The sequence below is a fragment of the Nocardia sp. NPDC051463 genome (assembly GCF_040681975.1).
Lineage (GTDB): Bacteria > Actinomycetota > Actinomycetes > Mycobacteriales > Mycobacteriaceae > Nocardia.
Genome location: NZ_JBFBAB010000037.1, coordinates 38222 through 60593, shown reverse-complemented (window position 1 = coordinate 60593; position 22372 = coordinate 38222). Strand labels below are relative to the sequence as shown.

Annotated in this window: 22 protein-coding genes; 14 read left to right on the top strand and 8 right to left on the bottom strand. The window is 67.2% G+C overall.

Annotated elements, in window-relative coordinates; all coding sequences use genetic code 11:
* The first annotated feature begins 72 nt into the window (after window positions 1-72).
* A complete protein-coding gene (locus tag AB0M74_RS31830) occupies window positions 73-1536 on the top strand; it encodes a gluconate:H+ symporter (protein ID WP_366530008.1) in 1464 nt (487 codons plus the stop codon).
* Here the strand turns inward: AB0M74_RS31830 and AB0M74_RS31825 are convergent.
* Window positions 1529-2077: a TetR/AcrR family transcriptional regulator gene (locus tag AB0M74_RS31825; protein WP_366530007.1), complete on the bottom strand. Its 549-nt coding sequence runs from the start codon at window positions 2075-2077 to the stop codon at window positions 1529-1531. The two genes, AB0M74_RS31830 and AB0M74_RS31825, sit on opposite strands and share 8 nt — an antisense overlap.
* A 130-nt stretch (window positions 2078-2207) precedes the next feature.
* Between AB0M74_RS31825 and AB0M74_RS31820 the strand changes: the two genes are divergently transcribed.
* Both AB0M74_RS31820 and AB0M74_RS31815 read left to right on the top strand, forming a co-directional pair.
* Entirely contained in the window at window positions 2208-3308 is a 1101-nt protein-coding gene (locus AB0M74_RS31820) for an FAD-dependent monooxygenase (protein ID WP_366530006.1), read from the top strand.
* Between the two features lie 90 nt (window positions 3309-3398).
* Window positions 3399-4484 (top strand): epoxide hydrolase family protein, encoded by a 1086-nt coding sequence (locus AB0M74_RS31815; protein ID WP_366530005.1) that lies wholly within the window; start codon window positions 3399-3401, stop codon window positions 4482-4484.
* Between the two features lie 69 nt (window positions 4485-4553).
* On the opposite strand, the gene AB0M74_RS31810 is transcribed toward AB0M74_RS31815, so the two are convergent.
* Window positions 4554-5522 carry a WYL domain-containing protein gene (locus AB0M74_RS31810; protein WP_366530004.1) on the bottom strand — a complete coding sequence of 323 codons (969 nt, stop codon included), beginning with the start codon at window positions 5520-5522 and terminating at the stop codon, window positions 4554-4556.
* A gap of 63 nt (window positions 5523-5585) precedes the next feature.
* On the opposite strand from AB0M74_RS31810, the gene AB0M74_RS31805 reads away from it, so the two are divergent.
* Complete coding sequence (locus AB0M74_RS31805; protein WP_366530003.1) at window positions 5586-6797, top strand: epoxide hydrolase family protein; 1212 nt, start codon at window positions 5586-5588, stop codon at window positions 6795-6797.
* On the opposite strand, the gene AB0M74_RS31800 is transcribed toward AB0M74_RS31805, so the two are convergent.
* The gene (locus AB0M74_RS31800; protein WP_366530002.1) at window positions 6786-7814 is read right to left on the bottom strand and encodes a WYL domain-containing protein; all 1029 of its coding nucleotides are present in this window, start codon (window positions 7812-7814) and stop codon (window positions 6786-6788) included. The two genes, AB0M74_RS31805 and AB0M74_RS31800, sit on opposite strands and share 12 nt — an antisense overlap.
* Before the next feature lie 65 nt (window positions 7815-7879).
* On the opposite strand from AB0M74_RS31800, the gene AB0M74_RS31795 reads away from it, so the two are divergent.
* Entirely contained in the window at window positions 7880-8371 is a 492-nt protein-coding gene (locus tag AB0M74_RS31795) for a pyridoxamine 5'-phosphate oxidase family protein (RefSeq protein ID WP_366530001.1), read from the top strand.
* 153 nt (window positions 8372-8524) lie between these two features.
* Here AB0M74_RS31795 and AB0M74_RS31790 read toward each other — a convergent pair whose 3' ends face one another.
* Window positions 8525-9430: a LysR family transcriptional regulator gene (locus tag AB0M74_RS31790; protein WP_366530000.1), complete on the bottom strand. Its 906-nt coding sequence runs from the start codon at window positions 9428-9430 to the stop codon at window positions 8525-8527.
* 109 nt (window positions 9431-9539) lie between these two features.
* Between AB0M74_RS31790 and AB0M74_RS31785 the strand changes: the two genes are divergently transcribed.
* A complete protein-coding gene (locus AB0M74_RS31785) occupies window positions 9540-10256 on the top strand; it encodes an SDR family oxidoreductase (protein WP_366529999.1) in 717 nt (238 codons plus the stop codon).
* Window positions 10257-10370: 114 nt separating this feature from the next.
* Here the strand turns inward: AB0M74_RS31785 and AB0M74_RS31780 are convergent, their stop codons facing one another.
* From AB0M74_RS31780 to AB0M74_RS31765, 4 genes are all read right to left on the bottom strand, one after another.
* Window positions 10371-11615, bottom strand: a complete 1245-nt coding sequence (locus AB0M74_RS31780; RefSeq protein WP_366529998.1) for an RNA polymerase sigma factor — start codon at window positions 11613-11615, stop codon at window positions 10371-10373.
* Window positions 11608-11949, bottom strand: a complete 342-nt coding sequence (locus tag AB0M74_RS31775; protein ID WP_366529997.1) for a YciI family protein — start codon at window positions 11947-11949, stop codon at window positions 11608-11610. The genes AB0M74_RS31780 and AB0M74_RS31775 overlap by 8 nt, the downstream gene beginning before the upstream one ends.
* A gap of 11 nt (window positions 11950-11960) precedes the next feature.
* Window positions 11961-12545, bottom strand: coding sequence for a dihydrofolate reductase family protein (locus AB0M74_RS31770; protein ID WP_366529996.1), 585 nt, complete (start codon window positions 12543-12545; stop codon window positions 11961-11963).
* Window positions 12546-12658: 113 nt separating this feature from the next.
* Complete coding sequence (locus AB0M74_RS31765) at window positions 12659-13462, bottom strand: isocitrate lyase/phosphoenolpyruvate mutase family protein (protein WP_366529995.1); 804 nt, start codon at window positions 13460-13462, stop codon at window positions 12659-12661.
* Window positions 13463-13526: 64 nt separating this feature from the next.
* On the opposite strand from AB0M74_RS31765, the gene AB0M74_RS31760 reads away from it, so the two are divergent.
* The 8 genes from AB0M74_RS31760 (at window position 13527) to AB0M74_RS31725 (ending at window position 22277) form a co-directional block, all read left to right on the top strand.
* Window positions 13527-14234, top strand: a complete 708-nt coding sequence (locus AB0M74_RS31760) for a winged helix-turn-helix domain-containing protein (protein WP_366529994.1) — start codon at window positions 13527-13529, stop codon at window positions 14232-14234.
* 348 nt (window positions 14235-14582) lie between these two features.
* Complete coding sequence (argC, locus tag AB0M74_RS31755; protein ID WP_366529993.1) at window positions 14583-15641, top strand: N-acetyl-gamma-glutamyl-phosphate reductase; 1059 nt, start codon at window positions 14583-14585, stop codon at window positions 15639-15641.
* Window positions 15638-16870 (top strand): bifunctional glutamate N-acetyltransferase/amino-acid acetyltransferase ArgJ, encoded by a 1233-nt coding sequence (argJ, locus tag AB0M74_RS31750; protein ID WP_366529992.1) that lies wholly within the window; start codon window positions 15638-15640, stop codon window positions 16868-16870. Before argC ends, argJ begins: the two co-directional genes overlap by 4 nt.
* The gene (argB, locus tag AB0M74_RS31745) at window positions 16867-17802 is read left to right on the top strand and encodes an acetylglutamate kinase (protein WP_366529991.1); all 936 of its coding nucleotides are present in this window, start codon (window positions 16867-16869) and stop codon (window positions 17800-17802) included. Before argJ ends, argB begins: the two co-directional genes overlap by 4 nt.
* Entirely contained in the window at window positions 17799-19037 is a 1239-nt protein-coding gene (locus AB0M74_RS31740) for an acetylornithine transaminase (protein WP_366529990.1), read from the top strand. The genes argB and AB0M74_RS31740 overlap by 4 nt, the downstream gene beginning before the upstream one ends.
* Entirely contained in the window at window positions 19034-19975 is a 942-nt protein-coding gene (gene argF / locus AB0M74_RS31735; RefSeq protein WP_366529989.1) for an ornithine carbamoyltransferase, read from the top strand. The genes AB0M74_RS31740 and argF overlap by 4 nt, the downstream gene beginning before the upstream one ends.
* A 94-nt stretch (window positions 19976-20069) precedes the next feature.
* Window positions 20070-20585: an arginine repressor gene (locus AB0M74_RS31730; protein ID WP_366529988.1), complete on the top strand. Its 516-nt coding sequence runs from the start codon at window positions 20070-20072 to the stop codon at window positions 20583-20585.
* 489 nt (window positions 20586-21074) lie between these two features.
* Window positions 21075-22277 (top strand): argininosuccinate synthase, encoded by a 1203-nt coding sequence (locus AB0M74_RS31725; protein WP_366529987.1) that lies wholly within the window; start codon window positions 21075-21077, stop codon window positions 22275-22277.
* Window positions 22278-22372: the final 95 nt, after the last annotated feature.

Below are 22372 nucleotides of genomic sequence, written 5' to 3'. Positions count from 1 at the left end.
CCCCGTGAGCGAGCCCATTGAACACAGTGCCGAGCGGCGTATGCCCTGGCCCAGCGCCGGCGAGGCACAGATATGAACGCCACCGCCGACTGGCTGCGCACCACGACCCCCGGACTGCTGGTGCTCTGCGGTCTCGCGATAGCCGTACTGCTGCTTGCCATTATCAAGGTCAAACTGGAGCCGTTCATCGCGCTGCTGCTCACCGGGCTCGCGCTGGCGCTCGCTGCCGGCCTTCCGGTCTCGAAGATTGTCGGCACGGCGATCAAACCGGGGGATTCCCTGCTGGAGACCGGCTTCGGTGGCATCCTCGGCCACATCGCCGTCATTATCGGCCTCGGCACGGTGCTCGGCGCGATTCTCGAACGTTCCGGTGGCGCCGATGTGCTGACCGGCAAGCTGCTGAGTGTGTTCGGCGAGAAGGGCGCCCCGGTGGCGATGGGTCTGCTGGGGCTCATCTTCGGCATCCCCGTCTTCTTCGATATCGGCATCTTCGTGCTGGCGCCACTGGTTTACGTCGCCGCCAAGCGCGGTGGACGATCGCTGGTGCTGTACGCGATGCCGATGCTCGCGGGTCTGTCGATGACGCATGCCTTCCTGCCGCCGCACCCGGGACCGGTCGCGCTGGGTGGCCTGCTCGGTGTCAGCCTCGGCTGGCTGATTCTGATGGGATTCGTCTGCGGCATACCGGGATTCATCGCCGCGGGCATTGTGTGGGGCAGCTACATCGGCAAACGGGTGCAGGTGGAGGTTCCGGAGGAGTTCCTCATCCGGCCCGAGACCCAGCACACAGCGCCGATCGTCGGTGACGGCCCCGGCACGGCTGTGGGGTCCGGCTCGACCGTCACGAAAACCGAGACAGCCGCGCCTGCCGTCGCGGTCATCGGCGGCATCATTGCTATTCCGCTGCTGCTGATCCTCGGCGCGACCTTCGGCACGCAGTGGCTGGACAAGAAGTCGCAGCTGCTGCAGGTGCTCACCTTCCTCGGTACGCCCGCTGTCGCGCTGCTCATCGCGGTCCTCGTTGCCTTCTACGTGCTCGGTGTGCGCCGCGGTTCCAGCGTGCAGGAACTCAGCACCCTCACCGCGGAATCGCTGCGGCCCGTCGGCATGCTGCTGCTGGTCGTGGGCGCGGGCGCGTTCTTCGGAAAGGTCATCTCCGCCACCGGGATCGGCACCGCGCTGGCCGACACCATGTCGGCCGCGGGTCTGCCGGTGATCGTGCTGGCCTACATCATCAGCTGCGGCCTGCGCATCGCGCAGGGTTCGGCCACCGTTGCCATCGTGACCACCGGTGGCATCGTCGCACCGCTGGTCGCGGGCCACGGCTATTCGCAGATGGCGATCGCGTTGATCGCCATGGCGATCGCCGCGGGCTCGATCATTCTCAGCCACGTCAACGACGGTGGCTTCTGGATCATCGCGAAGTACTTCAACCTGACGGTCAAGCAAACGCTGCAGACCTGGACCGTGCTCGAAACGGTGCTGTCGGTGGTGAGCTTCGCGGTCGCAGCGGTGCTGTTCGCGATCGTCAGCTGACTAGCGCGCGAACGATCTTTTCCAGCCCGGTGCGTGGGTCGAACCCCGGCACCGGGCTGGTCAGTTGATGGAGTAGGACGCCATCGAGATAGTCGACGAGTAGCTTCGCGACCGTTGTGCCGGGGGCGACGGTGCGCAGCATCGACGCGATCCATTCCGTCAGCCGTTCGTGCCCGCGCTGCACGGAGGTTTGGAGTGCCGGCATGGTCTGGGCCTCCAGGAACATCGCGTAGCGCGCGAGTGTCCTGGTGCGGTCGACGGTGACCGCGTGGATGACCAGTAAGGCGAGCCCGTCGACGAGTTGATCGACGGTTGTCGGTGCCGGTATCCGGCTCAGCGCTTCCCAGTCCACGTAGTCGCGTTGTTCGAGGCGTTCCGCCACGCCGCAGAGTAGGGCTTCGCGCGTGCGGAAGTAGTTGGATGTCGAGCCGGACGGCATACCGGAGTCGTCGTCGACGGCACGATGGGTGAGGGCGCGCAGTCCGCGCGATCCGAGTATTTCGATCGCACTGTCCAGGACTGATTCACGCTTCGTGGGCACCGTTGGATACTACATCAGTAGTGACTTACACTACATTGGTAGTGCAGTAAACTACATCTGTAGTACGTTCACATCGGCGCCGCGCCCGACCCGGGCGCCGGAGCCGTAACTGATCGAAGGGGAACGTGACATGTCCAAGGCAGTGATCGTCGGCGGTGGCATCGGTGGTCTTGCGACCGCCATCGGATTCATTCAGCGGGGCTGGGAGGTGGAGGTCCTGGAGCGGTCCACTCGCATCGCCGAGGTCGGTGCGGGTTTGTCGCTGTGGCCCAATGCTCTTCGTGCACTGGACGCACTCGGCCTCGGTGAGGAAGTACGAGCACGAGCGATCGAGGACGGTGCCTCCGGAATCCGAGATAGTAAGGGGCGCTGGCTATCTCGCACCGACCTGACCGCCGTCCGAGCGCGGTATGGGAGTCCGATCATGATGCATCGTGCCGACTTGCTGGATATCCTGCGTGCCGCCGTGCCCGAATCCGCGCTGCGCACCGGTCTCTCGGTGACCGCGGTGCGGTCCGACGGCACGGTCGTGCACTCGACGGGAGTGTTGCGCGGTGACGTGATTGTCGGTGCGGACGGCATCCACAGCGTGGTGCGCGAGGCGGTGTGCGGCGAGATCACGCCACGGTACAGCGGGTACGGCGCGTGGCGCGTGGTGGTCATGCCGACCGAGCCGATGGGTGACATGGGGGAAACCTGGGGTCGCGGTGAGCGTTTCGGATATGGCGCGCTTGCCGACGGCAGGGTGTACTGCTTCGCGACGGCCAACATGCCCGCGGGTACGCCGGGTGGGGGACTCGCCGAACTGCGTCGCCGGTTCGGGACCTGGCACGACCCGATTCCGAGTCTGCTCGCGGCGGCCGACGAATCCGCCGTCCTGAAGCATGATCTCTACGAGCTTCCTGCCCTGAAGACCTATGTTGCAGGACGGATCGCGTTGATCGGCGACGCTGCGCATGCGATGACCCCCAACCTGGGGCAAGGGGCCTGCCAGGCGCTGGAGGATGCCGTTGTCCTCGCTCGGGTGGCCGCCGAAGATGGTGACCTGACCCGCTACGACCGGCAGCGCAGGCCGCGCACCCAAATGATCGCGGCTCGCTCCGCGCGTATCGGCACCGTCGGTCAGCTGTCGTCCGCGCCTGCGGTGGCGCTGCGCAACGCGGTGCTGCGGTTGGTCCCCGCTGGGGTGCAGTTCAAAGCCCTTGCGCCAGTGCTCGATTGGGAGATCTAAGTCGATTTCGGCTCAGTACTTGAACGGAACGATTCATTCCGCTATGATTTGAGTAGAACAGAGTATTCCGTTTCAATTAGGAGTTCGATCATGACCGCCGCCATCACGCCCTTCGGCATCGATATCTCGCAAGCCGACCTCGACGATCTGCAGAACCGGCTGGCCCGCACCAGGTGGACCGACCAGATCGCGGGCTCCGGCGATACCTACGGCGTCGGCGTCGACCGTGTTCAGCACCTCGTCGGGTACTGGCGCGACGGATTCGACTGGCGCGCGGTGGAAGCGGCCCTGAATGTCTACCCGCAGTTCACCACCGAAATCGACGGGCAGAACATCCACTTTCTGCACGTGAAGTCCCCGCAGGGCGACGCCTTCCCGCTGATCCTGACCCACGGCTGGCCCGGCACCTTCGTCGAGTTCCTCGATGTGATCGAGCCGCTGACCGCGGCCGGGTTCGATCTGGTGATCCCGTCGGTGCCCGGCTACGGCTTCTCCGGTCCCACCGCCGAAGCGGGCTGGAACGATACCCGCATCGCCAGGGCATGGGCCGAGCTGATGCGCAGGCTCGGGTACGCCAGGTACGGCGCGGTCGGCAACGACGGCGGCTCGGCGATCTCGCCCGAGGTCGGTCGCGTCGACCCGGAACATGTTGTCGGCGTGCACGTCACACAGGTGTACTCGTTCCCGTCGGGCGACCCGGCCGAGCTGGTCGACCTCGACGACGACGAGAAGCAGTCGCTGGCGACGCTGGATTGGTTCGTCAAGAACAAGATGGGCTTCAATGTTCTGCAGTCCCAGCAGCCGCAGACACTGGCGCACGCGCTGATGGATTCCCCGACGGGTCTGGTCGGCTGGAACAGCCAGTTGCTCGGTCCCGATCTCGACGATGATTTCGTGCTGACCAATATCGCGATCCACTGGCTCACCGGCACAGCGGGTTCGGCGATCCGGCACTACTACGAGAAGGACAAGGCCGACCGTCCCACCGAGCCGAGCACGGTCCCGGTGGCGTTGTCCGGCTCGGCAGGCGACTTCCACGGCATCCGCCGCTTCGCTGAACGTGACCACAACATCGTCTCCTGGAAGACCCACAACGTCTTCACCCACTATCTGCATCACAGCGCGCCGGACCTCATGGCGGGTGAGCTCGCCGAGTTCTTCACGCAGTACCGCTGAGCTCGGGTGGGTAACTGTTCGGGCAGACGCCGCGGGCCGTGGGTATTCGCCGCGGCCCCAGCGGGGTTTTCAGGTCGAGGGAAAATTCCGCAGGGCTCGATCGCAGCGGGCGGCTTGGGCGCGTAGCGCGGTGGCCAGTTCCCGAGGTCCGCTGAGCAGCGTGAAGTCGATGTCGGACGAAGTGATCATCCAGACCAGCGCCTCGGGAGTGTCCGCGCCGACATGCAGCTGGCAGCTGTGCTCGTCGACGGCCGCGACGACGCCCATGCCCGGCCACACGCAGCCCGCGGCTTCTGCCGCGGAGACGTGCAGCAGCACGGTCGCCTGGTACGGCCAGCTGCGTGCCGACAGTTGGAGTGAAAGATACTTCGCGACATCACCTTCCGGGATTTCGCGTGGCTCGAAACGCGGCCCGGTCGGCACTCGGGGAGCGATCCGGTCGGCCCGAAAGCTGCGCCAGTCGGCCCGGTCGACATCCCAGGCGACGAGGTACCAGCGCCTGCTGAAGTGCACCAGGCTGTGCGGCTCGACCGAGCGGACGCTGACCGATCCGGTGTGCGCGCGGTAGTCGAAGCGCAGCCGCTCCCGGCGCCGGCAGGCTTCCGCGATCGCCATCAGCGTGTCCGGCGCGACCGCTGCTCCCGGCACGCCGACGCGAACGGTGGCGTCGCGTAGGGTGCGGACCCGGTGCCGCAAGCGCGGCGGCAGCACCTGTTCCAGCTTGGTCAGCGCGCGTAGGGAGGCTTCCTCGATGCCTGCGACCGCGCCGTCGGAGGCGCTGCGCAGACCGACGGCAACAGCGACGGCCTCGTTGTCGTCGAGCAGCAACGGCGGCAGCGCGGCGCCCGCGCCGAGGCGATAACCACCCGTCCCCCGGGTGGCGTGCACCGGGTAGCCGAGCTCCCGCAGGCGCTCCACATCGCGTCGGACGGTTCGGGTGGTGACGTCGAGCTGTGCCGCGAGATCGGCGCCGGTCCAATCTCGATGTGTCTGCAACAGTGCGAGCAGTCTGAGCAGCCGCGCCGAGGTTTCCAACATGTCTTCCAGAGTGCCAGACTGTTAGGAACGAACCTGTCCTAAATGCCTCATAGCGTTGTCATCATGAGCAGTGAACACGACATCCGCCCCTTCCGCATCGAGATCCCGCAGCATCAGATCGACGATTTGAACGCCCGGCTCGCGAACGTCCTGTGGCCCGACGAACTGCCCGGTGTCGGTTGGGTTTACGGCATGCCGGTTGCCTATCTGCAGGCGCTCGCTCAATACTGGCGCACCCGCTACGACTGGCGCGCCAACGAGCAGCGGCTGAACGAGATTCCGCAGTTCGTCACCGAAATCGATGGACAGACAGTGCATTTCCTGCACGTCCGCTCGCCGGAACCGGATGCGTTGCCGCTGGTGCTCAGCCACGGTTGGCCCGCCTCGTTCGTCGAGTTCCTGGAGGTGATCGGCCCGCTCACCGATCCGCGCGCACACGGCGGTGATCGCGCCGACGCCTTCCACGTGGTGATCCCCTCGCTGCCCGGCTTCGCGTTCTCCGGTCCCACTACGAAGGTGGGGGACGGGTCGACCGAACGATATGCCGAGGTCGTCGCCGCGCTGATGGCTCGACTCGGTTATGACCGCTACGGAGCGCAGGGCGGCGATGCCGGGTACTTCGTGTCCACAGAACTGGGTCGTATCGCGACCGAACATCTCGTCGGCATCCATGTGAACGGTCCGATCACGATTCCCTCCTTCGGCGGCGACGAGCGGTCCCGGGATGGCGACCGGGCGGCAGGGGCATCGGGATCGTTGTGGGATACGGCGGAATCCGAGTACAGCGCGCAGGACCAGGCACGGCTGGAGGCGATGATAGGGCCGGACAGTTACACCCGCTACGGATACGCCATGGTGCAGTCGGGCCGTCCGCAAACCCTGGCCATCGGCATGCACGACTCTCCGGTCGGTCTGCTGTCCTGGATCGTCGACATGTTCCAGCGGTGGACGAATCCGGCGAAGGAACTACCGGAGGATGCCGTGGACCTCGACGCGCTGCTCACCAACGTCAGCATCTACTGGTTCACCAAGACCTTCGCGTCCTCGATTCGGCTCTACCGGGAATCGAACTCCTGGGGCGTGGACTCGAGGAACTCCGGAGTGCCGACAGGTGCGGCGATCTTCCCGGGCGACAATTCGATCCGGAAGCTGGCCGAGCAGGCCCATACCATTGTGCGCTGGACGGAATACGATCGCGGCGGCCATTTCGCGGCGATGGAGGCGCCCGATTTGCTGGCCGCCGACGTCCGCGAATTCTTCCGCTCACTGCGGTGAAACGCCGCGGGTGAACGGAGAGTCGCCGCGTCGATTCCGGTGATCGACCGGCCGCCTATAGCGGTCGGCCATCGCTACGGCGGTCGCCGCGAGTTGGGCGCGCAGTTCAGGCGGATCCAGGATCTCCGCGTACTCGCCGAGTGGCAGGATGCCGTGTGCGAGTACCGAATAGGACTCCGCGCCGAGAGTGACCTCCACCCAGCCCTGTGCATCCGGCGGTGTTGCCGACGCCAATGCCTCGGTCACCGCCGCCGGATCGAAGCCGAGCCGCAATAAGCGCACGTGGCCCTCCGCGATCCGGCAGCGCGCGCGCACCCGCAGCATCGACCTGGCGAAATCGTCGCCGGCTTCGGACCAGTGCGTGGCCAGATCGAAATCATCTGGCCTGTCGAAGGTTTCGCCGGTCGGCTCGGCGGCGGCGATGCGGCCGACGCGGTAGGAACGGATCGCGGTGCCGTTCCGTCCGACCAAGTACCAGGTGCCCGCTTTCAATACCAGGCCGAGCGGATCGAGCCGCCGCTCCACCACCGCGTCCTTCCGCCCGTAGCGCACCGCGAGCCTGCGATCGTGCCAGAGCGCGTCGGCAACCGCCGCCAGCGTGGGGGTTTCGTCGGGGCGATGAAACCAGCCGGGCGCGTCGATATGTACCCGTTCGGCGATTCGCGTTGCTCGGCCGCGCAATTCGGGCGGCAGTGCGGCGAGCACCTTGAGCTGCGCCGTCGCGAGCACGGTGCCGAGGCCGAGATCGGCTGCCGCGGAGGGTGATCCGGCCAGTAGTACGGCGTCGGCCTCCTCGGTGGTCAGTCCGGTCAGCCGGGTCCGATATCCGTCGACGAGCTGGACGCCGCCTGCCCGCCCCGGTTCGGTGAAGATCGGAACACCGGCCTCCGACAGCGCATCGATGTCGCGATAGATCGTGCGCACCGACACCTCCAGTTCGCGCGCCAGCTCCGGCGCCGTCGACCGGCCCCGCGTCTGCAGCAGCAACAGCAGCTGAACCAATCTGCTTGCCCTCATGGAGCTCGAGATTAGTCGCCAAACCTTGACAGAAGATGTCAAGGTTTGATCATAGAGTCGTCGGTATGACCACTTGGAGCCAGTTCGCCGAAGAAGCGCCCCAGATCGCCGCAGTGTTCACCCGGCGGCACAAAGCCACCGGCAACCTCTGCATGCTCGGCACGCTACGGTCCGACGGTTTCCCACGGATCAGCCCTGTCGAGCCGATCCTCTTCGAGGACATGCTGACGATCGTGGGTATGCCCGGCACGACGAAGTTCAAGGACCTGGAGCGTGACCCGCGCTTCTGCCTGCACACCGCGACGGTGGACACCAAGGTCGGCGACGGCGACGCCAAACTCTTCGGCACCGTCACCGATCTCCGTGACAAGGAAGTCCATGCGCGTTTCGCGCAGCAGCTTTTCGACGACAGCGGGTTCGACCTCCGCGGGCAAGAATTCGACCACTTCTTCGTCGCGGACCTGACCGGTGCCTCGACCGTCGCAGTCGTCGACGACCACTTGGACATCACTATCTGGAAGCCGGGCCAGGGGGAGCGAGTGGTGCGCAAGCATTGAGTGGAGTGCGATGGTGAAGGATCGGCCGGCTTTGCGTTGGCCTATACCCGCTGACCGGTTGTCGCCGATCGAAGAATCGGAGCTTCCACCGAGTCCGTTGTCGACGCGTGCCCCAGGCGACTGTCTTTGCGGCGTTGTTGTGTGGACGGCGCCTCACTCTGGCGGGGTGAGCTGTGCGGCGATCGCTGCGGGCACGGGGATGCCGCGGTGTCGGATATCTGTGCGCAACCGCTGGACGAGTGGGTCGTGCGGTGTGATGGTGAGGCAGACGACCGAGCGGGTCAGCGGTGGCACGATGCTGCGAACCGCGCCCGCGAAGGTTGCGGTCAGTGCGGTCGTCGGCACCAGTGCGACGCCGAGACCGGCCGCGGCCAGCTGCGCGGCAGTGGTCGCCTGTTTGGTACGGGTGGCAGCGGTCAGCGTGACGCCGTTGCGGGCGGCGGCCTCGTCGATCCAGCTGCCGAGTCCGTTGTCGGGGTGATAGTGGACCATCGGCTCCGCGGCGAGGTCGGTGAAGGTCATGGGGGTGGCGGGAGCGTTGTCACAGGGCATCGCGGCGACGATTTCTTCCTCGCCGATCACATCGATGGGCCTGTCCCACCGCGACGGTCGCGGACCGATCGCGATATCGACCTTGCCCGCGGCCACCAGCTCGGCGAGAGCATCGGCGCTGGCCAGTTCGGTCAGTGCCAGGTGAACGCCGGGATGGCGGCGATGCCACGCCCGCAGCACCGGCGCGAGCAATCCGGCGGTCATGCTCTCTGCGCACGCGATACGTAGTTGTCCCTCGGCCCCGCGGGCAACGGCCCGACCGGTGGTTACTACCCGCTCGGCCGCGGCCAGTGCGGCTCGCGCATCCATGACGATCGCGCGTCCCGCCGCCGTCGGGCGCACGCCGCGGGGCAGTCGCTCGACCACCGGGGTGCCGATTTCTCGCTCCAGTGCCGCGATCTGATGCGACAACGCGGGCTGAGACATGTGCAGGCGCGCAGCAGCCTCGGTCACCGAGCCGAAATCGAGCACGGCCACAAAGCATTCCAGCCCTCGCAGCGTTGGCATTCGCAGATTCTATCGGAAATGTAGGAAAGATCGATATCACGACGGGATTGCTCGATCGTGGTGGTGCGTTCGACTTCGGTGAAGGACAACAACTACCGAAGGAGACCCCATGACAGGCTCGATGAACGGCAAGAAATTGGTCATCATCGGCGGTAGTTCGGGCATCGGCAGACAGATCGCGGCCGACGCGCTTGCTGCGGACGCGACGGTGGTCATCGCGGGCCGTGACACCGGCGCGCTGGAGACGGCGCAGGCAACACTCGGCGACCATGTGCACACCGCCCAGGTCGACCTCGGTGCGGAGGAGTCCATCCAACGGCTGGCCGAGCAGCTCGGTGCTGTGGACTACCTGGTGTCGGTGGCCGCCGCCCACGCCAACGGACCGGTGACGGAGCTGGGCCGTGCTGCGGTGGCTCGCGCATTCGACGCCAAGGTCATCGGCCCGATCCTGCTGGCCAAACACTTCGCGCCCCGGATCCGCGAAGACGGTGCGATGCTGCTGTTCTCCGGCGTCGCCGCGTGGCGTCCCGCCCCGGGACGCGCGGTCATGGCGACCACCAACGGCGCGGTGAGCTTCCTCGCCGAGGCGCTCGCGGTGGAGCTGGCCCCCATCCGGGTCAATGCGCTGTCACCGGGCATCGTCGACTCGGGAGCGTGGGACGCGATGGCGACCAAGGACCGCTTCTTCGCCGACGTCGCGGCCGCCAATCCTGCCCGCCGAGTCGGCCTGCCCGCCGACATCTCCGCGGCGGCCCTGCTCACCCTGACCAACCCGTTCCTCACCGGCACCACCCTGCATGTCGACGGGGGTGGCCGGCTCGTGTGAAGCGCACCTGGAACGGTCGCCCACTGCGACCCTCCTTCCCCGCACCACTGGATCGGCTCGCGCAAAGCTACTGCGCGCAAGCCGTTCTCGGGTTCGTGACGCGGACCGGCGAGGTCAGTCCTCGTGATCCGTTGCCGCGATCGCCGCGCGGCGGGATCGGAGAAAGGTCTGTTCGGCGAGGTTTTCGGTACGGGCGATGGCGCTGTCGTAGGCTGCTGCCGCCTCGGCGGTGCGGCCGACGCGACGCAAGAGATCGGCTCGAATGGCATGGAAGAGATGATGATTCGCCAAGTCGATGTCGTCGAGGAGGGCAAGCGCGGCGCACGGGCCATCGACCTCGGCCATCGCCACCACACGGTTGAGCAGTACCACCGGGTTCGGCGCCATCGCGGCCAACTGGTCGTAGAGGTGCAGGATCTGCTGCCAGTCGGTCGCTGCCGCGTCGGCGGCGTCGGTGTGGACCGCGTTGATCGCTGCCTGGATTTGATAAGGGCCGGGTTGATTGCGGCGCAGGCACTCTCGCACGATGGCGTGTCCTTCGGCGATCAGGCCGCGGTTCCAGCGGGTGCGGTCCTGCTCGGGCAGCGGAATCAGTGCACCATCAGGTGAGGTGCGTGCGCCGCGGCGAGATTCGGTGAGCAGCATCAGCGCGAGCAGCCCGTGGACTTCCGGTTCGTCGGGCATGAGCTCGGTGAGGAGGCGTCCGAGACGAATCGCCTCGGCGCACAGGTCTTCTCGAACCAGGCGGGAACCCGAGCTGGCTGTGTGCCCCTCGGTGAAGATCAGATAGATCACGGCCGATACCGAGCGGAGGCGATCGGGCAGGTCCGCGTCACCGGGGACGCGGTAGGGGATGCGGGCGTCGCGAATCTTGCCTTTGGCGCGGACGAGCCGCTGCGCCATGGTCGACTCGGAAGTCAGGAAGGCATGGGCGATTTCGGTAGTGGTCAGGCCGCCGAGCAGCCGCAAGGTAAGGGCCACTCGGGCATGGAGGGCCAATGCGGGGTGACAGCAGGTGAAGATCAGGCGGAGCCGGTCGTCCCCGATCGCGCCGTCGTCGACCGGTTCGGCGTCGGCGTGCAGCAATGCGGCCTCGGCATGTCGGTCGTGGCGGGATGATTCGCGTCGCAGTCGATCGACCGCACGGTTGCGTGCGGTGGTGATGATCCATCCGGGCGGGCTCGGCGGGAGCCCCTCGGTCGGCCACCGCTGAACGGCGGTGGTGAAGGCGTCCTGCACCGCGTCCTCGGCGACGCCGATATCACCGAAGACGCGGATCAAGCTCGCCACCGCGCGACCGTAGTGTTCGGTGAACACGTCCTCGATCACCGCGGGCGTCACCGTGGCGTTGTCAGCCATCCTCTAGCGGCCGGATCTCGATCGGCAGGCCGAGCACCATGGCGACCTTGCTGCCCCATCCCAGCGCCTCGTCGAGATCGGCGGCCCGGATGATGCTGAATCCGGCAATGTATTCCTTGCTCTCGACGTAGGGACCGTCGGTGATGAGCACATCATCGCCGGTGGCGCGCAGCACGGTGGCGGTGCTCGGCGCGTTGAGACCCGCGGCGAACACCCACGCGCCCGCCGCGCGCATCTCATCGTTCACGACGTGCAGCTCGCGCATGATCTCGTCCAGATTGCCCGGCGGCACGCCCCCTTCGGACTGATAGATGCTCAGCAGGTACTGCTTCATCTCGACGCTCCTCACTTGCGCTGATACGTAGCGATCACGACGCCGGTGGTGGTCGGGACGCACGCGGTGAGCTCGAGCTCGCCGAGGTCGGTGCCCTCGAACAAGCGCCGTCCGCTGCCGACCAGGATCGGATGGATCATCAGTAGATACTCGTCGACGAGATCGTGCCGCATCAGCGATTGCAGTAGGTTGCCGCTGCCGAGCACGACCAGGTCACGGTCGGGCTGTGCCCGCTGGAGTTCCACCACCGTGCCGACGGCGTCGCCGCGCAGCAGCGTCGAGTGCTGCCAGGGGAGCGGCTCGGTCAGCGTTCGGGACGCGACGAATTTCTCGGTCTTGTCCAGCACCTCGGAGACCGGGTTGTCGGTCTGATGTGGCCAGAACCCGTAGAAGTCTTGATAAGTACGCCGCCCGAACAGTAGTGCGCCTCGATGGGTGGCCATGTGCTCGCCCAGCACCCTGGCCTGCACCGGGTCGTTGTAACGATGGGCCCAACCGCCGTGCCGGAATCCGTCCCGCAGGTCCTCGTCGACGCGTCCCGGCGCCTGCACGACTCCGTCGAGGGTGAGGTTCTCGACGGCAATGATCCTGCTCATATCCGCTCCTTCCCGGGTGCCGGCGCGCTGCCGGCCTCACCTCCTACACGAACGGGTCGTTGCCGGATCGACGTCGCCGCGGATTTTCTTCCGCCGAGTTGGTCAGCACGCTGTCACGTATCCGACGCGGTGATGGTCTGCACCTCCCGGTAGGTCGGAACCTCGATGGTGAACGGGCCGTCGTCGCGCACCGCGCGGGCGGCGTCGACGATGGCCGCGAGCGCCGTGCGGTACAGCAATGAGCCGGTGCTGATGCGGCGCACGCCCAACTCGGCGAGTGCCGCGATCGATGGGCCGTGGGCGGCGTACAGGATGTTGACGGGCAGCGCGGTCGCGGCGACCAGACCGGCGATATCGACCGGGTCGGTCATGCCGGGCACGAAGATGCCGTCGGCGCCGGCCTCGGTATACCGGCCGACTCGGGAGAGCGTCGAATCCTGGTGCAGCTTCAGCCAATACGTATCGACACGGGCATTGACGAACAGCTCCGGTATGCGGGCCTTGATCGCGCCGATCAGCTCCGCCTGGTGGCCGGGCTCGGCGAGAGTGCTTCCCGACCGGCCGTCTTCGAGGTTCACTCCGGCGATCCCCAAGTCGGCCAATCGGGCGACATAGTCGGCTACCTCGCCGGGATCGTCGCTGAAGCCGCCTTCGATGTCGACGGTCACCGGCACCGCGAGGCGCGCGAGTCGTGTTGCCACTGTGAGTGTTTCGTCGCGGGCAACGCCGGTTCCGTCGGGCAGTCCCGCCGCGACGGCGACCCCGAGGCTGGTGGTGCCGATGGCGGGAAAACCTTCGGCCGCGAGCGCCGCCGCGGAGCCGAAATCCCAGGCGTTCGGCAGTACGAGCGGCTCGTCCCGGTGGTGCAGCTCGTGGAAGATCTTCGGCTTGCTCATCGGGGGCTGATCGGCGTTCATGCCGTGACCGTATCCCGCTGTTGTTTCGGTGGCCGCCGAAACAACAGCGCACCATCATGGAGTGGTGCACACCCGAGGAGCCGAACTGGCCGGACTGGCGGTACTGCTCGCCGACCGCACCCGCGCCGACATGTGCCTGGCGATGATCGATGGCCGTGCCTGGACCGCGGGCGAGCTGGCGCGCCATGCCGGTGTAGCGGCGTCCACGGCCACCGAACATCTGAACCGGCTACTCGACGGCGGCCTGCTCATCGAACGCCGTCAAGGCAGACACCGCTATGTGCAGCTGGCGAACCCCCAGGTAGCGGAGCTGTTAGAGGCCATGGTCACCCACCTCGACCCGCCGCGCACCGAAGTGGCGGGGCTGCGCTCGGCCACCGTCGCTGCCGCCCTCGCGCGCGGCCGCACCTGCTACGACCACCTCGCGGGACGTCTCGGCGTGGCGATCACCGATGCGATGACTACCCGCGGCCTGCTCGACAGTCACGGCGGGTTCGCGCTGACTGCTGGGGGTCTGGCCTGGCTCACCGGCCCCATGGGGATCGACCCGGCTCGGTTGCGCGCCACCCGCAGGCCCGTCGCCCGACCCTGCCTCGATTGGACCGAGCGACGCACGCACCTGGGTGGCGCCGCCGGAGCGCAGCTGTGCCGCCGTCTGCAGGACCTCTCTTGGATCCATCGCGTCGGCAACGGCCGCGCCGTCCGTCTCACACAGCAGGGCGAATCCGGTCTCGCCGAGACGCTCGGAATCGATCCCGTGCCCTTGCGATAGATCGGACAGGGGAGACGCTGACCAGTCCGCATCGTCGGTGCGGCCGTCCTGTCCATCGTGGCCGCCCTTGGCCGGTGCCTGGGCTGGGCGAGCGCTGTAAGCCCGCACGAGGCGAACATGCCGTCGCTCGAGCGTGCTCGGCCGGCGTTGTATGCGGTGGCAGGTTTGCCGATCATGATCGCGGTTACTCAGGGTGCGATGAGCACTGGACCGATCACGCAGGATATGGCCTTCACCTGGTGGCCGCGGGTGCGACCACGTTGCTGATGTTCCCGCCGATCGCGCGATTGTTCGGCGGCAAGCCACCCCGTTCATGAATGGGCTTGCATAATCGTGCATAATCATCACATGGTTGATTCAGCGGACGGACCCGTGTTGCGGGTCGCGGTGGCCGGTGCGAGCGGGTATGCGGGCGGCGAGGTGCTGCGCTTGTTGCTCGGGCATCCGGCATACCGCGACGGGCGCCTTGTCATCGGCGCGCTGACCGCGGGGGCGAACGCGGGCAGCACGCTGGCGGAGCATCAGCCCCATCTGCTGCCGCTAGCCGATCGTGTCCTCGCTCCGACCACCGCCGACGAGCTGGCCGGTCACGACGTGGTGTTCCTCGGGTTGCCGCACGGCCAGTCCGCCGCCATCGCGCAGCTGCTGCCGGAGACGACCGTGATCATCGACTGCGGCGCCGACTTCCGGCTGACCGACGCGCAAGCGTGGGAGAAGTACTACGGCAGCCCGCACGCGGGCAGCTGGCCCTACGGTCTGCCGGAGCTGCCCGGCGGCCGCGAGAAGCTGCGCGGTGCGAGCCGTATCGCTGTCCCCGGGTGCTACCCGACGGTGGCGAGTTTGGCGCTCGCACCGGCGATCGCGGCGGGCATCGTCGAGCCGACGGTGCATGTGGTTGCGGTGAGCGGCACTTCGGGCGCGGGCCGCAAGCTCGACGTCGGGCTGCTCGGATCCGAGGTCATGGGTTCGGTACGTGCCTACGGCATCGCGGGCGCGCACCGGCATACCCCCGAGATTTCGCAGAACCTGAAGGCGGCCGGCGGAACCGACGTCACCGTCTCGTTCACGCCGGTGCTCGCGCCGATGCCGCGCGGCATCCTCGCCACCTGCACCGCACCGACGCGTGTGGACGCCGCGCAGGCGCGCGCGGTCTACGAAAAGGCCTACGCCGATGAGCCGTTCGTGCATCTGTTACCGGAAGGTCAACTGCCGCAGACGGGTTCGGTGCTCGGTTCCAATGCTGTCACGCTGCAGGTCGCGGTCGACCCCGACGCGGGCCTGCTCGTGGTGATCGGAGCGATCGACAACTTGACCAAGGGCACCGCGGGCGCCGCGGTGCAATCCATGAATCTGGCCGTCGGATTCGACGAGACCGCAGGACTTTCCACCGTAGGAGTGGCACCGTGACGACAACCGCTGGGACATCAACCGAGGGCTCGGGCGGCAAGCTGGTCCGGACCCAGGGGGTTACCGCACCGCTCGGCTTCCGTGCCGCAGGCATCGCCGCGGGCATCAAGGCCAGCGGGAAACCCGATCTGGCCCTGGTGTTGAACGAGGGACCGGAGTACGCCGCCGCGGGGGTGTTCACCCGCAACCAGGTCAAGGCCGCGCCGGTGCTGTGGTCACAGCAGGTACTCGGGTCCGGTCGGCTGCGCGCGGTCATTCTCAACTCCGGCGGCGCGAACGCCTGCACCGGTCCCGGCGGATTTCAGGACACCCATCAGACGGCCGAGGAATTGGCCAAAGCGCTGAGCAATTGGGGCACCGAGACCGGCGCAGGCGAAATCGCCGTCTGCTCGACCGGTTTGATCGGTGACCGGCTGCCGATGGACAAAGTGATTCCCGCGGTCACCGAGATCGTGCACGAGATGGGCGGCGGTCTGTCGGGCGGCCTGGACGCGGCACACGCGATCATGACCACCGACACCGTGCCCAAGGAAGCGGCCTTCCACCACCAGGACAAGTGGAACGTCGGCGGCATGGCCAAGGGCGCGGGCATGCTCGCGCCCTCGCTGGCGACCATGCTGGTCGTGCTCACTACCGATGCCGCGGTGACCGCGGACCAGCTGGATCGGGCGCTGCGCAACGCGACGCGGCTCACCTTCGACCGGCTCGACGTCGACGGCTCCTGCTCGACCAACGACACCGTGCTGCTGCTTGCCAACGGCGCGAGCGAGGTCACGCCGTCCCAGGAGGATCTCGACGCCGCGGTGCTCGCGGTCTGCGACGATCTCGCCGCACAGTTGATGGCCGACGCGGAAGGCGTCACCAAGCGGGTGCACGTCATCGTCTCCGGCGCGGTCAGCGAGGACGAGGCGCTGATCGCCGCGCGCGCCGTGGCCCGCGACAGTCTGGTCAAGACGGCGCTGTTCGGCTCCGACCCGAACTGGGGCCGGGTGCTGGCCGCTGTCGGCATCGCGCCGATCACCTTGGACCCGAACCGGATCTCGGTGTCCTTCAACGGAAACCCGGTGTGCATCGACGGCGTCGGCGCGCCGGGCGCGCGTGCGGTCGACCTGTCCGGCATGGACATCGACGTGCACATCGACCTGAACGTCGGTGACGGTACGGCCATGATCCGCACCACTGACCTCTCGCACGGCTATGTCGAAGAGAATTCGGCCTACAGCTCATGAGTGAGCAAGTGCTGCACGACCTTTCGGCGTTGGACAAGGCTCATGTACTGGCCGGCGCGTTGCCGTGGCTGGAGAAGTTCCGCGACAAGATCGTGGTCGTCAAATACGGCGGCAATGCCATGGTCGACGCGGAGCTCAAACGGGCCTTCGCCGCCGACATGGCGTTCCTGCGCACCGTCGGTGTGCACCCGGTGGTCGTGCACGGTGGCGGACCACAGATCAGTGCGATGCTGAAAAAGCTCGGCATGCACGGCGAATTCCGCGGCGGTTTCCGTGTCACCACACCCGAGGTGATGGACGTGGTGCGGATGGTGCTGTTCGGTCAGGTCGGCCGCGAGCTCGTCGGGCTCATCAACGCGCACGGCCCGTACGCGGTCGGCATCTCCGGTGAGGACGCGCGACTGTTCACCGCGACCAGGCGCACCGTCGATGTGGACGGCGCACCGACCGACATCGGTCTGGTCGGCGACGTCACCGAGGTGAACCCGGCGGCCGTGCTCGACCTCATCGGCGCGGGCCGCATCCCGGTGGTCTCGACCATCGCCCCCGACGCCGACGGCGTGGTGCACAACATCAACGCCGACACCGCCGCCGCCGCGCTCGCCGAGGGCATCGGCGCCGAGAAATTGGTGGTGTTGACCGACGTCGAGGGCCTGTACACCAACTGGCCGGACCGCTCGTCGCTCACCTCACACATCGACGCCGACGAGCTCGCGAAGTTGCTCCCGAGTCTGGACGCGGGCATGGTGCCCAAGATGGAAGCCTGCCTACGCGCCGTCCAGGGGGGAGTGCCGACCGCGCACGTCATCGACGGCCGGGTACCGCACGCGGTGCTGCTCGAGCTGTTCACCGGAGAAGGAATCGGAACGATGGTGTCGCCCGTGTTGTCCAGTTCGGACGGCGCCGGCCCGCCGAACGGAACGAAATCATGAGCGAAGTAGCGAACGAAGTCACCAACACCGCCGCATTGCAGCAGCGGTGGTCCGACGCGATGATGAAGAACTACGGGACGCCCAAGGTCGCGCTGGTGCGCGGCGCGGGCGCGGTGGTCTACGACGCGGACGGCAAGCGCTACATCGACTTCCTGGGCGGCATCGCGGTCAACAGCCTCGGGCACGCCCACCCCGCGATTCTGGAGGCCGTCACCCAGCAACTCGGCACGCTCGGGCACACCTCGAACATCTTCGCGAACGAACCGGTGATCGAGCTGGCCGAACGGCTGCTCGCGCATTTCGGTGACGGCGAATTCGGTGACGGGCACGGCCGCGCGTTCTTCTGCAACTCCGGCACCGAAGCCGTCGAGGCCGCGTTCAAAATGGCCAGGCTGACCGGTCGGCGCAAGCTCGTCGCGTGTGAGGAGGCATTCCACGGCCGGACCATGGGCGCGCTCGCGCTCACCGGCCAGCCGTCGAAGCGGACGCCGTTCGAGCCGATGCCGCCCGGCGTCGTGCACGTGCCCTACGGCGATGCCGCGGCTTTGGCGGCCGTGGTGGACCAGGACACGGCCGCGGTCTTCCTCGAACCCATCATGGGGGAGAGTGGCGTCGTCGTGCCGCCTGTCGACTACCTGGTGAAGGCGCGTGACATTACCGCGCGTCACGGTGCGCTGCTGATCCTCGATGAGGTGCAGACCGGCATCGGACGCTGCGGAAAGTTCTACGCGCATCAGGCTTCCGGCATCGTGCCGGATGTGATCACCCTGGCCAAGGGCCTGGGCGGTGGCCTGCCGATCGGTGCGGTGCTCGCCACCGGACCGGCAGCTGATCTGTTGACTCCGGGACTGCACGGGACCACGTTCGGCGGTAACGCGGTCTGCGCCGCGGCCGCGCTCGCCGTGCTGCGCACGATCGACGAACTGGATCTGCTCTCGCACGTCGAGTCGGTCGGCAAGCGGCTGAGCGACGGTATCGAGCTGCTCGAGCACCCGATGGTCGACCACGTGCGTGGTGCGGGTCTGCTGCTGGGCATCGTGCTCACCGACGACGTCTCGGCCGAGGTCGAGGCCAGGGCGCGGGCCGCGGGCTATCTGGTGAACGCGCCGAAGCCCAACGTCATTCGGCTCGCGCCGCCGCTGGTGCTCACCGAGACCCAGTCCGACAACTTTGTCGCCGACCTGCCGGACATTCTGGACGGCGCCGCTCGAGATGCGAAGGGAGCCAAGGGATGAGCCTGCGCCACTTCCTTCGCGACGATGATGTGACCCCGGTCGAACAGGCCGAAATCCTCGCGCTGGCCGCCGAACTGAAGAAGGCGCCGTTCTCGCATCGGCCGCTGGCGGGTCCGCGCGGTGTCGGGGTGATCTTCGAGAAGAACTCCACCCGCACCCGGTTCTCCTTCGAAATGGGCATCGCCCAACTCGGTGGGCACGCCGTCGTCGTCGACGGCCGCGACACGCAGCTCGGGCGCGAGGAGACCTTGGGTGACACGGGCACGGTGCTGTCGCGCTATGTCGATGCCATTGTCTGGCGTACCTTCGAGCAGGTCCGCCTCGACGAAATGGCTACCACCGCAACGGTTCCGGTGGTGAACGCGTTGTCCAACGAGTTCCACCCGTGTCAGGTGCTCGCCGATCTGCAGACGCTCATCGAGCGCAAGGGCAGCCTGGCGGGTCGCAAGCTCGCCTACTTCGGCGACGGCGCGAACAATATGGCGCACTCGCTGCTGCTGGGCGGAGTCACCGCCGGATTGAACGTGACCATCGCGGCGCCGGCCGGGTTCGAGCCACTGCCGTGGATTCTGGAGGCCGCCCGCAAACGCGCCGCCGAAACCGGTGCGACCATCACACTCACCGGTGACCCGGTGGCCGCCGCCGAGGGCGCCGACGCGCTGGTGACCGACACGTGGACCTCGATGGGCCAGGAGAACGACGGCCTCGACCGGGTCGGTCCGTTCCGTCCGTTCCAGCTCGACGAGCAACTGCTCGGCCATGCCGAGTCCGATGCCGTTGTGCTGCACTGCCTGCCCGCCCATCGCGGCGAGGAGATCACCGACGCGGTGCTCGACGGTCCGCACAGTGTCGTCTGGGACGAGGCGGAGAATCGGCTGCACGCGCAGAAGGCGCTGCTGGTGTGGCTGCTGGCCAAGCGCGCCGAGGGTGTGGCGTGAGCGAGAGAGCCCGGTTGTGGTGCGCGTCGCGGGCGGCGGCGGGGCGTCGACGAGGTGGCGTCGTGAGCGAGCGAATCAGGGGCGAGGTGGCGCGATGAGCGTGACCCGCCCAGAACCCGGCAAGACGGGGCCTGCGATCGCGGGGACCCGCGCCGGACGTCAGTCCCGCATCATCGAGCTGCTGCTCGCGCACGCGGTCCGCAGCCAGACCGAGCTCGCCGCGTTGTTGTCGGCCGAGGGAATCGAGACCACCCAGGCCACCCTGTCGCGCGATCTCGACGAACTGGGTGCGGTCAAACTGCGTGCCGCCGACGGCGGCGCGGGCGTCTACGTGGTCCCCGAGGACGGCAGTCCCGTGCGCGGCGTCACCGGCGGCACCGACCGCCTCTCGAAGCTTCTCGGTGACCTGCTCGTCTCGACCGATGCCAGCGGCAATATCGCCGTCCTGCGCACCCCACCCGGCGCCGCCCACTACTTGGCCAGTGCCCTCGACCGTGCCGCCCTGCCCTACATAGTCGGCACCATCGCAGGCGACGACACCATTGCCGTCATCGCCCGCGAGCCCTTCACCGGCGCCGAACTGGCCGCCAAAATCGAAGAACTCGCCTGACCCCTACGTGTCCCACAGATCCCGGCCGATCGGCCGGAGATCCGGATACGTGTGTGTGCACGGCGTGTCGCCACGACGATGTGCCACATACGCCCGCGGTCGCCTCGGCCGAACCGCCTCGGCCGTCGCCGGGGCCGGCCTGACCCGGATGGCCGGTGGTGCCGGAGGCGATGAGGTCGACGAAGGCTCGTGGCCGACACATCGTTGCCGGTCTGCGCCGCTTCCCACCCGGTGCGATCGTCGTGCTGCGGTGACGGCCTGCAATCTGGCAGGCTCGACTCGTCGCACACAGTTCGCACAACGCGGAATACCTGTTTTCGCCGGAAGCGGGCCCGACGCGACCCCGGTTGTGAATGAGCTTGCATAGTCGTGCATAATCATTTGTAGAACGGTGCAGGCTGCCGGGACGTAGACCCGGCCCCCGGCTGCGCGCCTGCCGACGCGGGCACAAGACCACAGACAAGCACGAAATCCGAGGAGCACATAGACATGTCCGAGCGCGTCGTACTCGCCTACTCCGGTGGGCTGGACACCTCCGTCGCGATCAGCTGGATCGCCAAGGAGACCGGCGCCGAGGTGGTGGCCGTCGCCATCGACCTCGGCCAAGGCGGCGAGGACATGAACGTGGTGCGCCAGCGAGCGCTGGACTGCGGCGCCGTGGAGGCAATTGTCGTCGATGCGCGCGACGAGTTCGCCGACGACTACTGCCTGCCGACCATCCAGGCCAATGCGCTCTACATGAGCCGCTACCCGCTGGTGTCGGCGATCAGCCGCCCGCTGATCGTCAAGCACCTCGTCGAGGCCGCCAAATTCCACGGCGCGAGCACCGTTGCGCACGGCTGCACCGGAAAGGGCAACGACCAGGTGCGCTTCGAGGTCGGCATCGGCGCGCTCGCGCCCGACCTCAACGTGATCGCCCCGGTCCGGGACTACGCCTGGACCAGGGAGAAGGCCATCGCCTTCGCCGAGGAGAACTCGCTGCCGATCAACGTCACCAAGAAGTCGCCGTTCTCCATCGACCAGAACGTGTTCGGTCGCGCGGTGGAAACCGGCTTCCTCGAAGACCTCTGGAACGCGCCGACCAAGGACGTCTACGACTACACCGCCGACCCGACGGTGAACTTCGAGGCGCCGGACGAACTGATCGTCACCTTCGACAAGGGTGTCCCGGTTGCCATCGACGGCCGTCAGGTCACCGTGCTCGAGGCCATCGTCGAGCTGAACCTGCGCGCCGGACGGCAGGGCGTCGGCCGCCTGGACATGGTCGAGGACCGGCTGGTCGGCATTAAGAGCCGTGAGATCTACGAGGCGCCCGGCGCCATCGCCCTGATCACCGCGCACCAGGAGCTCGAGGCCGTCACCGTCGAGCGTGAGCTCGGCCGCTACAAGCGGCAGGTCGAGCAGCGCTGGAGCGAGTTGGTCTACGACGGCCTGTGGTTCTCCCCGCTCAAGCGCGCACTCGACGCCTTCGTCACCGAAACCCAGCAGCACGTCTCCGGCGACATTCGTATGGTGCTGCACGGCGGCTCCGTTGTGGTCAATGGTCGGCGCTCCGAGCAGTCGCTCTACGACTTCAACCTGGCCACCTACGACGAGGGCGACACCTTCGACCAGTCGCTGGCCAAGGGCTTCGTGCAGATCCACGGCCTGTCTTCGAAGGTCGCGGCGCGGCGCGATCTGAACCAGAAGTAACCGGCCTCGGGGTCGGTGCGCATACGCCGACCCCGAGGATTGCGTAGCCGGCGCATCCACCGATGATCGACTTCCGACCGTCAGGAGACAGCACA